We start from the raw sequence: 11,943 nt of genomic DNA, 5'->3' as shown, positions 1-11,943 counted from the left end.
GCAATAAATCTATAAAGTAAAACATAAAATAAAATTATTAATTTATATTTGTATAAAAAAATTATTTCGCATAATAATTTTCTTTCTGATTTAAAATTATTTTTGACTCATAAAATTTTAATCAGAAAATCGATAAAAATTTGCTGTGATTCATTTAAAGCAAAATAAACGATAAAACTGTAGAAATTCATATAGATAAGATTTTATAGGAATCTCACTGAAAATCTCTGTTCCGTCTCATTAAGTATAGTTTACTTGGTTTTTGATACCTGTAAATACTTTGTTTCCACAACTACCTATAATATATATTATGTTAACTAATTAAAAATAATAAACTTATTATACGTTAATTCTAGTCTTTATGCTTCCCCTTTCTCTTTGAATTAATACTGTGTGACGTATTGTGTGGTAATTATATTTAAGACAATAAAAAATACAATTCGTTTGAAATAAACACATTAAACGAATTGTATTGATATTAATTCCTAATAAGCTTTTAAATTTAGTTTGCTACAGCAATTGCTTCAATTTCAATTAATAAGTTATCGTTAATTAATTTTCTAACTTCCACAGCAGAACTTGCTGGTGGATTCTTAGTATCAATGTATTGATCTCGAATATCTCTAACAATGGCCATTTGAGAAATATCTGTTAAGAAAAATGTTAATTTTACTACATCATTAAAGTTTAAATTTGAAGTTTTTAATGCACATTTAATATTTTCGAAAACTTGTCGTGTTTGTGTAGCTAAATCACCAATGCCGACTATTTGACCATCAGTGTTAATCGCTACTTGTCCAGATATGTAAATTGTTCGTTTAACGTTAGTAACTTCGACTACATGTGAGTATCCAAAAGTTGGTGGCATCGTTTCTGGATTGATAAATTTCTTTTGCATGGCTCTTCTCCCCTTTGAATATCTTATTTTCTTTATATTAGATTTTAATTTCAGATTATCCCCTATTTACTAATAATTATTTATCCATTCAGCTGCTACATATGTAAAAGTATATTAGCACTTTAATTTAAAGTTATTAATGGATCATGTACGTTTGATTTTCTTGTGCGCTTGTTATAATTACACCTTGTTTTATTAATTCTTCAGTTACTTTTGTATAGAAAAAGTGATACCACCAGATAAAAAACTCTTCATAAGTTATTTCATTTGAGGATCTGCTGCTGGCAAAGTATTGTTTTAAAGGTTTATCGTATTCTTTAAATAACGAGATTAAATCTTCACTGATTGTGTTTGCAATTTCGTGAAGCGTAGATAAGTCTTTTCTTTTAAACACCGGGATAATAGGTTGTGAATTTTGATATAAGCCTAATTTTTCATAAACTACATTTAAATTTAAATCTATTTGTCTATCTGCTGCTACGAAACCTTTTACAAATTGCTTTTTCTTATAATTAATATCAGTATTAGTGTTTTGAAAATATTCTTCAAATATTTCGTTATTTGCTGTTATTAAATTTAATGTTGAATATCGAGAATTTCCATAAAGACCAATTTGAACTTCTCCTAAATCTAAATACGCATTACTATACATCCCGAAAGCCCCTATATCTGCTAGTTCTTGTTCTTGAATAGTATAATAATATCTTTTCTTATTTCTTAAAGGTCGTTTCTTTTTTAAATAGTTTTCTTCAATGTAATTTATTTGTCCAAAATCTAATAGCACACCACTATACAGTAAAAGACTATACGATTCTTTAGGTAAATGATTAAACGTGTCGATTCTTTTTGAGATAAATTCAATTTGATTTGAATGATTTTCAATGATCTTAAGTGTTGGTTTAATTAGAGGTTCACAAAGATTATAAAGTTTTTTCCTTCACAAGCTGTTATCACCATACACGTTGGATAGTACCTCCCCCCTGTTTGTTTCAATAGCCCCTCTACTTCTAATGAATTAACGCGCTTTTCAAATTCATCATTTGTCCAATTTAGCATCATTTTTATAGCATTTGACTCAAAACCAAGATGAAATCATTTTAGTTTCATAAGATGTATGTAATATATTCTCCGGACTATTATTAGTGGGCATTTCATATTCCCTCCCTTACTAGTAAATTCATTGTAAAATCTATGTATTTATTAAGTTCTATAAACGAAAATAAGTATCCTCTAATAATCTCAAATTAAAAACCTTAGCATAGATATACTAAGGTTTTTTGCATTTTTATAGTGAATGAATTCTTTCATAGTCTTTTTTAAATTGATTATCATTTTTTAACCAACGCTTAAAAGTTGATTCGCTTATTTTTAAATTAGAGCAAGCTGTATCATTACATTTATTTTCCATATATTCATTAAGGAAATTTTGTTTTCTTTGTTTAACGGCAGTTTGAGTTTGTTTTAGTTTTCGATCTTGTAATTGATCTAGACTTAGACTTTCTTTTCGAAATTCTTCATATTTTCTATGCAAATAAATATCTTTGTCTTTATAAATCCAATTTGAAAATAGTTGTATTGATTTTCTCCCTGTTAATATGACACGATAATGTTTATTTTGATTTAGTAAATTGTGATTTTGTAGTACCTGATTTAAAGAATTCATAAAGCTATATGATCCTCCTACAAAGCTTACTGTATAAGTTTCATACTTGACGTAACCATCCCCATCAAAATATCCACGAACAAAATGATGTAAATATTCTTCTGGTACAAAAGGAAATTCGATGTTAAATGATTTACACGGCATGATTCCGTGTATGTTCATAAGGTCGTCTTTTATTGTTTTACTATTAATGTTTAGCATATATACGCCTGTTTTTTTATTTTGGTAAAGTGGCTGGTTTGTGTTTAATTCTTTTTTAATATCTTCTAAAATGTCACTTTCTTTTTGTGAGATACTGACACATTGGTTTTCTTTTTGTATTACACCATCTGCTGCTATAAACCCTAAAATATAAGACATGTTATTTGACCAAGTTTTAAAATAATCTTCTTTTAGGTCATACTTCCTCTTCCAACTACCTATAGCTCGTCTTGGTACGTTATTGTCTTTTAAAACCATACGAATATACCTTGCAGACACATTAGCAAGTATAGCAATTTCTGAGGTACTCTTCCCTTCTGCATACAGCTGGATGATTTCAGATTTTGATAGTTTGCATTTTGACTTCTTTTTTCTCTCTATTTGCATCTACATCCTCTCCTTCCTATTGTTCATTAAAGACATATTCTCTTCTATAACATACAACGAAACATATGTTCTTCGATTCTTATAAGAGGAATTTTACTAAATTAAAATAATTTACATTTACTTCATATTAGTTTTATCTGCTGCTGAATAAATTTCATTTTATATATACGAATAACGAATTTATGAAATGTACTGCATGTAAGATGAAAGGTAAAATGATATAGTTTAAACTACAAATAGCTACAATAACAACATACGTATATTGTTAAACGTAAAAAGGAGAACCAATGAATAAGAAATATACAAATCAAATTCATACTGATATGAGTTTTAAACCGAAAGATATTATAGGTTTAATGACGGATTATTTTAAAATGAAATCAAAGCTACGTCCTATAAAGGATTTACCTATCGTTTTATCAAATAAAGACGATGAATCTTTAGAGAGTGTTACATGGTTTGGCCATTCTGCGTCTCTTTTAAAAGTAGAAGGTAAAAAGCTGTTATTAGATCCTATGCTTGGTGATGCCTCTTCCCCATTTCCTATTTTTAATAGTAAGCGGTATAGTGGTGCGTTTTCTTTAGAACGTGAAGACCTTCAAGAAATTGATGCGATTATCATTTCACATAATCACTATGACCACTTAAATTATAAAAGTATTATGGAGTTAAAAGATCGTACGAAGCATTTTTACGTTCCGACGGGAGTTGCACAATATCTTATTAAATGGGGTGTTTCACCTAGTAAGATTAGTGAGCATAAATGGTGGGATGAAATTACGTTTGATACTATTAAGTTAGTATGCGCTCCTGCAAGGCATTTCTCTGGACGAAGTATGACAGATAGAGATCGTTCGTTATGGTGTTCATGGCTTATTCTTGGTCAAGAAACTAAAGTCTTTTTTAGTGGTGATAGCGGATATGCTCCTCACTTTAAAGAGATTGGTGATAAATACGGTCCATTTGATCTTACTTTAATGGAATGCGGGCAATATGATACACGTTGGTCTGCTATTCATATGTTGCCAGAAGAGACGGTACAAGCTCATATTGACGTTAAAGGAAAATTACTACTTCCGATTCATTGGGGTGCTTTTACATTAGCGTTGCATGAATGGAGCGATCCAATTGAACGTGTTACGAAAGAAGCAAAACGTTTAGGAGTTACAGTTGCAACGCCACAAATTGGTGAATCAATTACATTAAAATCTACAAACTATCTTTCATCAGCTTGGTGGCGCGAAGTTTAATTGTATATGTAAAAAAGAGCGAACCTTTTTATAAGGGATTCGCTCTTTTTGTAATTAGGTTTCTTTGCATTTAAGCGCACCTATTAGTTAAAAATTATCCGCTCTTTTATGTTAAAAGATTTACTTATTTAAAAATATTTCTTAAATAATTTCATCTGCTTCTTCCTATTAAATTTGCTGTCCAACATAACCAATTCTTCATTCCTATAATCTATTAATTTATGATTAGATAATACAAAATTGTGCTCTAATATGAATTCATTATGAAGTACTTCAGGTAATAATTTAGGTAACATCTCTCCTACACCGTAATTATAGTCGCTTAATATCCAAGACACACTTTTCCAATCTAAAATCCCTTCGGATACTTTTTTAGGTGTATCATATGAAACTTCATTTTGTAGTTCTACCACATAAACTGCCACCAGAGTATGAAGAGTCTTCCCACTTAACAATTCCTTTAAATTGAATTTGATTTTGCTTAACATCTATATCAGTCTCTTCTTTTATTTCACGGTTTCTCCCGGTTCTATCTTCCCTCCTACCCCGTTCCATAATCCTTTTACAGGGTCATATTCTCTATTTAGCATCAGTATTTCTTCATTTCTTTTTATGAAGCATAAAGTGTGCTTGTGCATAATGTAAGTCCTTCCTTTGTTCCTAATAAGCTCTTACTGGCGATATAAGATGTACTGCGGCAGATTGCTCTCCTGCTTCGATTAATATCGGTCTCATTGAACCACCAAAACTTAAAGTAACCATTTCTTCTGTTATTGCCCTTAAAGCATCTACCATAAATCGTCCGTCGAAAGATATATTTAATTGTTTTTCACCTTGAATCGCATCTACTTGTTGTGTTTCAGCTATTTTACCAATCTGAGAAGCGTTAGAAGAAATTTTAATTGTGGATTCATTGATGATTTCTAAGTTGACGTTGTTATTTGCCCATTCACTTGCTAATAAGCTTGATCGATCTACACCTTGTAAAATCTTTTTTCTTTCTACGTTAATAACCGTTTGAAATTCATTTGGAATGAGATTAGATATATTAGGATATTTCCCTTCAATGAGTCTTGAATAAAACGTAGTTGTTCCGAATGTAAAAATAACGTGACTGTCTGAAAGGTATATGTATACGAATTCCGTATTACTGTTCATTAATTTTAGAAGTTCACTAATGGTTGCGCTTGGTACGATACAATTTGCTTTCGCATCTGAAGAAACTAGCGTTTCACGTATAGCTAGTCTATGTGAGTCAGTAGCAGCGCAAACTAATTTATTGTGATCTAACTCTATATGTACTCCGGTGAGAACAGGTCTGGATTCATTTTTAGCTACTGCAAAAACAGTTTGTTTAAACACTTCAATCAATTGTTCTGTTTCTACTTGTATTTCTGCATGATCCCCTATAAGTGGTACATTCGGAAACTCATTTGCTGGAAGTCCATTTAAGTTTAATGTGATTTCTTCTGATTGTATCGTAATGATTTGCTCATTTTTACTTTTTATTACTATATCACTTGGCATTTTCTTTATAATTTCAATGAAATATTTTGCAGGTACAACAATAGTTCCTGCTTGTAATATAGTTGCAATCTGTTCGTCTTCGATTGAATTAGGTATAAATTTTTTAATAAAAACATTCGAGTTACTTGCGATTAAAGTAATTCCAGATTGATCGGCTGTTATTTTGATACCAGATAATATAGGAATTAAAACTTTTGTAGATATAGCTTTACTTACTTCTGAAAGTGCTTGAGTGAAATGTTTGTGACTAACGATAAACTCCATTTTTTCCCCGCCTTAAATGAAATAATTTATTTATAAAGATTGATGAACGATTGTTCCGTTAAAAAAGTAAGGTACTGTTTCTTTCCTTTGTAAAAAATCTAGTAACTGTTCAGGTATACGTAAATACGGTGCTGCTATATGTAATTCCATCCAAGTAATCTCTTCGATTTCTTTTGGACGGGATATATATGTCTCTCCGCCGATTATTTCACCTAAAAAATTAAAGAAAATGGCATGATGGCCTCTCTCCTCGAAAAAGGCTTCGCTTATGGAACAAATCCCCTTTACAGTTATATGTAGCCCTGTTTCTTCTTTTACTTCCCGAATGACTGCCTCTTCTAACGTTTCCCCAAATTTAACTGAGCCACCTGGTAATGTGTAATAAGACCCATTTTTTCCTTTGTTTTTTACCATTAAGATTTTTTCGTTCGTTTTATCGTACAAAAGCGCGTATGTAACATTAACCTTTTTCATATTTACCCCTTTATTAATAAGAATTTTCTGCCTCTATTTCATTTTACCAGATACATACAAATTAAAAAGAACGTATTTTGATATAGATGATTCAAAATACGTTCTTTTTAATTTATTGAATTTTATATATTGAGATTAATTAATTCCATACACTTTATAACCTTTTCTCTAAATAATAATGATTATGTCCTTTTGGATGATCTTCACTCACTCCAATGACTATAAATCCATGTTTTTTATAAAAATCCGGAGCTTGAAAGCTAAACGTATCTAAGTTGATTAGCCTACATCCTTTTTCAATTGCAAATTCTTCGATAAGTTTTATTAATTTACTTCCGTATCCTTCGTGTCTGCATTCTTCAGAAACCCATAGGAAATCAACATGTACATGGTGCCAAAATGTTATAGCTGTTATCCCACCTACTATTTCCTCTTTTTCATTTTTCACTATAAAACTAACCTTTTCCGAAGGTGTTTTCTCTTCATTTGAAAGATGTTTTTGATTATATTCAATTACTTTCTCTCGTATGTAATCACTATCTTCTTGAACCCATTGCTTTACTATCTTCATTTTACATATCACACTCCTTTTATTTTATCTATTCCATTTCATAATTGTATTGTCCTGTCTTTACTAATCAATGAAAGGAGCATAGTTAACGTTGTAATGAAAAAGAGCCCTACGATAAGGACTCTTTTTAAAACTAAGCTATTTTTCGATGTAACTGCTTGATTTCCTTTTTCTTCTCTACATTTGGCGGACGAATTAATATAGAAATAATGAAAGAAATCGCACATAAAACACCTATTGTAATAAAGGTTGGTTGAAATCCACCAAGTAATGCTCCAATGAATGAACCTGCAAGTGCACCAAATCCGAAACCTTGATATACAATCCCGTAATTTGTACTATGATTTTTTAAACCGAAGAAATCTCCGACAATGGCTGGGAATATTGTAATATTACCGCCGAAGCAAAAGGCGACACTTGCTACACAAGCAAAATAAATCCCGTAATTTAATGGAATGAAACTAAGAGTAAAGACGGATACTCCAATAATAATAAATGTTGCAGAGACAATTTTCATTCTACCAATTTTATCTGATAACGTTCCAAGAATGATTCTACCTACTGTATTAAAGACTGCAATCATTGCGACGGCGTTAGCGGCGGTTGCTGCGCTAAGTCCAACGAGTTGTACGCCGATATCTTTTACCATACCGATTAAGTATAGACCACCCATACACGATGTGAATAACATGAAAAACAATAGATATACTTGTTTCGTTCTCATCATTTCACGTGGCGTATAATCATTGTGTAATGTTTCTGTTACCGTATTACTTACAATCGCTTCACGTAAGAAGAACGATCCGATTAATACTAAAAGTAAGACGATAATGCCCCAATATAAAAATGCTTGTGATACACCTAGGATATCGATAAGATTTCCGTTTATATATCTAAAAATTAAACTGCCCATTCCATATGCTGAAACAGATATTCCAGAAATAAGTCCTTTTCGATTTGGAAACCATTTAATTAAATTAGATAGTGACGTAATATAAGCTGTTCCATCCGCATACCCAACAACAACACCAGCTAATAAATATAGTAATGGTAAGGAAGAAACTTGTGAACTAAGTATTAAACCGAGTCCTAGAACAATTCCTGCAGTAGCGATAAGTTTACGAAGTCCTAATTTTCGCTGCAACTTTGCTGCAAACAAGGTTGAAAATGATAAAGAAAAGCTTGTTATGGAGAAAGTTATCGCAACTGAATTGAGATTCCATCCGAACTTACTTACAAGGGGTTGATTAAATAAACTCCATGTATAAATTGTTCCAAGGCCAATTTGAACAATGATTGTACCTAGAACAATTAATAGCGGATTTATAGAAGTTTGTTTCATACTAACTGTCCCCTTCTTTTATCTTGACATGAATTTTCACAGTTAGTATATCCATCATAAATTGCAAGATACTGTACGGAAAATGGAAATTAAGTTTATGTACACAAAAAGACACTTCATCATGAAGTGTCTTTTTGCAGGTTATATCAGATACATTTAAAGAAAGCTTTGTTAAGATAAGCCATTTTCAAGTGCTTATGTATATATGTTATCAAATATTTTCTTACATGTGATGGGACTTAAGACGTATTTTTTATTCGTCATATAGTCGGATGAGAAATTAATATTCGATTTCATCAAAATCTTTCGGCTGCGGTACAGTTTGCATGTTAGCTGCATCTTTCGGATCGCTAAAAATCGCATTTTGCTCTGTATTTACATCTTTTATATTTTGCTTTTTATCTTTGCTCACTTTATCTTTCAAATTCTTTCACTCCTTTTTGTTATAGGAGTAATTATGCCCTATTACAGCTAGTAAATGTATCGGCGACTAAATTGCTAAATTCACGTAAATAATATAAGTAATTATCACCGCCGTAGTTATATCTTTTATTGTACATTTTCGCAACAACTACATTATACTCAGGTATTACTAAAATGGTTGGTCCAGTAATTCCTAATATTTGATACGAACCTTTTGGAACACGTTCACCAAGTTCACTTAATTGTTTTGGTTCATTTTGAACGAACCAAAACAATCCGTTTTGTGGTAGTTCATTATTATTAAAAGCTGGACTCTGCAAGCTAGTAGCAATTTTTATAACTTCTTTTGGAACAACTTGTTTACCATTTATCATGCCTTGATTTAAATGAAGGTTGCCCCAATAAGCAAACTCTCTAGCTGAGACAAACAGATTTTTTTCAGTACCGTCATCTACTGTACCGACCTCACTGATCGCGTCTTCATTTGGATTATTAACAACTTTAACTAAATTTTCATTTTGCTGTATTCTCCATCCTGTTTCTTGGAAATTAGCAGGAGTAAATACACGCTCCTTTAACAATTCAGGAAAACTTTTATTATAAAGCCGATAAATGAGATGCGTCATCATTCTTACATTAATATCTCTATATGCCCAATCTTGTCCAGCTTCAAATTCACGGAAAATTGTCCCGTCATCCGTTTCTCCTAGACCGTGTGTATGAGTTACTAAATGCCTAATCGTTGTTTTATCAAGTAATGTAGGATCGAAGTCTTTAAAATACTTTATCGCTTCATCATCAATAGAGTTTATTTTCCCATCATAAAGCGCATACGCTACCATGAATCCTAAATAACTTTTTCTCGCAGAAGCGACGTTGAACTGTGAAGATGCTGTTACTTTTTTACTAGTAGATGTATTTGAATGATATCCACTATAATGCTCTAGTACAATTTTGTTATCCTTTATAATACATAGTGCTGTAGCAGAACTATGATTTTTTTCTTTTATATTCTCTACCCAAGAAATCAACTTATCGTATGTATACAAATAAATCCCCCTTAATACTCATAAAAAATCACAACATGAAAGAAAAGTATTACTATAAACACCTTTCTTTCATGTGAAATATTATTGATTTTCTATACTTAAATGATCCACCAGTTCCAGCAATTAAAGCAACTGAAACATCCTGCGCAACCTACACATCCGCCGCAACGTCCTGCACAACCACCGCATCTGCCGCCACATCCACCACAGCGTCCACCACAACCTCCGCATCCACCGCAACGACGTGCATCGTCTTGAATATAATAGTATGGATATTGATTTTGTTGTTGATCCCAATAAACTACATTACCAGATTGATAATCATTAAGGTTTAATGATTGTAGTTCTTGTTGAAACTGATTCATTACGAACCCCTCCATTTATAAGTAATTCCGCCCAAATGTAAAAAGTTTATATATTTTTGTAAACCAAATAGAAACAAAGCTACAGACTAAATACGTACATCAACAAAATATGAACTTACACTAGGTGATGTACCTTGTTTTTTAGCCTATTTTCTTTATATCCTTTCGAAGGACGTATTTACTATACATAGAGTGATTTAAAAATTACTTATCCAACAATTTAGTAGTTCATCATTTAATTTTCTTTCTAGTAATTCTTTAACGGAGGGCATTGGCATGATTTTATAAGTTTTTAAAGATTCTTTACTATAATCTATCCAATGAAATGCTAAATGAGATTCTCTAGACTTTGGTGGTAAATCAATATACAACTCTTTTGAAGATACTTCAAAAATGTGGTTGATTTCATGATGAAGCATTTCTTTATCTTGCCATCGGTTTTCTATAACTCCTAAAAATTGTTTTATACTGCAGTTTACTCCAAGCTCTTCTCGTAGCTCTCTTATTAATGCATGCTCTGCTGATTCCCCGATTTCAACATGGCCACCTGGTAAAAAATAATGATGGCCGATATATTCAGCAACTAATAATTTTTCATCTTTTATCATGACTGCTCGTACAATATGATGAAATTTACTTTTCAATTGATATTCCTCCTAGTTATTCAATGTATAGTTGCTCAAAATAGTCATTTAGTATTGGCATAATATAAATCATAGGTGTTTCATACAGATGAATATCATTAATAACTTCAAGAGCATCTTTTACAAGTTCTCGTTTACACTTTATTTCAACTTTACATTCTTGCCCTTCGCATATTCGACCAATTTCTCCATTAAAAGGAGATGCCTCTTCTAAAGGTCTCCAATATCCTTTCACTGAACTATAGGAAAGACAATGGTCATATTCGCCCGTTTTACATGCTCCAATTTTATTTAATTCATCCCTTAATGTTTCAATATATTCTTCAGGAATGAACACTTCAATTTTCACTTCAGTAAATTGCATATTTCATTTCACACCTTTACTTCCTAATAGTTAAACAAATAAACGATATACTTGCTCACCATCATACTCCTGTCCTAATGATATGAAACCATATCGTTCATATAATTTCTTTGCAGAGAGATTATCTTTATGTACGGTTAATCTTATTTCTTTACACGATTTAAAAGTATTTTTTATTATATCAATACTTTCTTGTAATGCTGCTTTTCCATAACCATTACCTTGCTGCGATTGATCAATAATAAATCCGTTAATCCAATACATATCCGATGTCTCTATTACAACAGCATGCATAACAAAACCAACCATAAGGTCACCATCGTATATAACGAATGGTATGTATTCTACATTGTCACCATCTGGTTTTATATATACTTTAGCAAGCGAAACTGCTACGGATGGAACAAATTTCAACTGATTTCCTTTTACTTGTAGCTTTAATGCTTCTTCCCAATTTTCTCTCGTAACAACCTTTAACTGGACATTCAATATTGTAAGCTCCCTTATATAGAGGATGTATG

At 31.5% G+C, this 11,943-nt stretch carries 13 protein-coding genes and 2 pseudogenes; 1 reads left to right on the top strand and 14 read right to left on the bottom strand.

What is annotated here, in order from left to right; translation table 11 throughout:
- Nucleotides 1–502: 502 nt before the first annotated feature.
- From JDS95_RS22435 to JDS95_RS22425, 3 genes and pseudogenes are all read right to left on the bottom strand, one after another.
- Entirely contained in the window at nt 503–898 is a 396-nt protein-coding gene (locus JDS95_RS22435) for a RidA family protein (RefSeq protein ID WP_001169715.1), read from the bottom strand.
- 136 nt (nt 899–1,034) lie between these two features.
- Nucleotides 1,035–2,048 (bottom strand): annotated as a pseudogene (locus JDS95_RS22430) (hypothetical protein).
- A 135-nt stretch (nt 2,049–2,183) separates the two neighbouring features.
- Nucleotides 2,184–3,149, bottom strand: coding sequence for a helix-turn-helix domain-containing protein (locus tag JDS95_RS22425; RefSeq protein ID WP_001165396.1), 966 nt, complete (start codon nt 3,147–3,149; stop codon nt 2,184–2,186).
- A 287-nt stretch (nt 3,150–3,436) separates the two neighbouring features.
- Here JDS95_RS22425 and JDS95_RS22420 point away from each other — a divergent pair, with 287 nt between their 5' ends.
- Nucleotides 3,437–4,399, top strand: coding sequence for an MBL fold metallo-hydrolase (locus JDS95_RS22420; RefSeq protein WP_199690799.1), 963 nt, complete (start codon nt 3,437–3,439; stop codon nt 4,397–4,399).
- 128 nt (nt 4,400–4,527) lie between these two features.
- Here JDS95_RS22420 and JDS95_RS22415 read toward each other — a convergent pair.
- From JDS95_RS22415 to JDS95_RS22365, 11 genes and pseudogenes are all read right to left on the bottom strand, one after another.
- Nucleotides 4,528–5,037 (bottom strand): annotated as a pseudogene (locus JDS95_RS22415) (NUDIX hydrolase).
- Nucleotides 5,038–5,059: 22 nt separating this feature from the next.
- On the bottom strand, nt 5,060–6,190 hold the full coding sequence (gene dnaN / locus JDS95_RS22410; protein ID WP_000394493.1) for a DNA polymerase III subunit beta: 1,131 nt from the start codon (nt 6,188–6,190) through the stop codon (nt 5,060–5,062).
- A gap of 30 nt (nt 6,191–6,220) precedes the next feature.
- Nucleotides 6,221–6,664 carry an NUDIX hydrolase gene (locus JDS95_RS22405; protein WP_000757645.1) on the bottom strand — a complete coding sequence of 148 codons (444 nt, stop codon included), beginning with the start codon at nt 6,662–6,664 and terminating at the stop codon, nt 6,221–6,223.
- A 154-nt stretch (nt 6,665–6,818) separates the two neighbouring features.
- Nucleotides 6,819–7,235 carry a GNAT family N-acetyltransferase gene (locus JDS95_RS22400; protein WP_000706728.1) on the bottom strand — a complete coding sequence of 139 codons (417 nt, stop codon included), beginning with the start codon at nt 7,233–7,235 and terminating at the stop codon, nt 6,819–6,821.
- Between the two features lie 133 nt (nt 7,236–7,368).
- Nucleotides 7,369–8,577, bottom strand: a complete 1,209-nt coding sequence (locus tag JDS95_RS22395) for an L-lactate MFS transporter (protein ID WP_000815139.1) — start codon at nt 8,575–8,577, stop codon at nt 7,369–7,371.
- A 280-nt stretch (nt 8,578–8,857) separates the two neighbouring features.
- Nucleotides 8,858–9,001 carry a hypothetical protein gene (locus tag JDS95_RS22390; RefSeq protein ID WP_000653682.1) on the bottom strand — a complete coding sequence of 48 codons (144 nt, stop codon included), beginning with the start codon at nt 8,999–9,001 and terminating at the stop codon, nt 8,858–8,860.
- A gap of 31 nt (nt 9,002–9,032) precedes the next feature.
- Nucleotides 9,033–10,049: a serine hydrolase domain-containing protein gene (locus JDS95_RS22385; protein ID WP_000288904.1), complete on the bottom strand. Its 1,017-nt coding sequence runs from the start codon at nt 10,047–10,049 to the stop codon at nt 9,033–9,035.
- Nucleotides 10,050–10,147: 98 nt separating this feature from the next.
- Nucleotides 10,148–10,414, bottom strand: a complete 267-nt coding sequence (locus tag JDS95_RS22380; RefSeq protein WP_001071376.1) for a heterocycloanthracin/sonorensin family bacteriocin — start codon at nt 10,412–10,414, stop codon at nt 10,148–10,150.
- Nucleotides 10,415–10,611: 197 nt separating this feature from the next.
- Entirely contained in the window at nt 10,612–11,058 is a 447-nt protein-coding gene (locus JDS95_RS22375; RefSeq protein ID WP_033660567.1) for an NUDIX domain-containing protein, read from the bottom strand.
- A gap of 16 nt (nt 11,059–11,074) precedes the next feature.
- Nucleotides 11,075–11,422, bottom strand: a complete 348-nt coding sequence (gene cutA / locus JDS95_RS22370; RefSeq protein ID WP_001160793.1) for a divalent cation tolerance protein CutA — start codon at nt 11,420–11,422, stop codon at nt 11,075–11,077.
- 30 nt (nt 11,423–11,452) lie between these two features.
- Nucleotides 11,453–11,911: a GNAT family N-acetyltransferase gene (locus JDS95_RS22365; RefSeq protein ID WP_001102688.1), complete on the bottom strand. Its 459-nt coding sequence runs from the start codon at nt 11,909–11,911 to the stop codon at nt 11,453–11,455.
- Nucleotides 11,912–11,943 lie beyond the last annotated feature (32 nt).

Source organism: Bacillus cereus group sp. N24, assembly GCF_016483345.1.
Classification (GTDB): domain Bacteria; phylum Bacillota; class Bacilli; order Bacillales; family Bacillaceae_G; genus Bacillus_A; species Bacillus_A toyonensis.
Note: the sequence above shows the minus strand (reverse complement) of the source record. Positions and strands in the feature narration are given on the sequence as shown.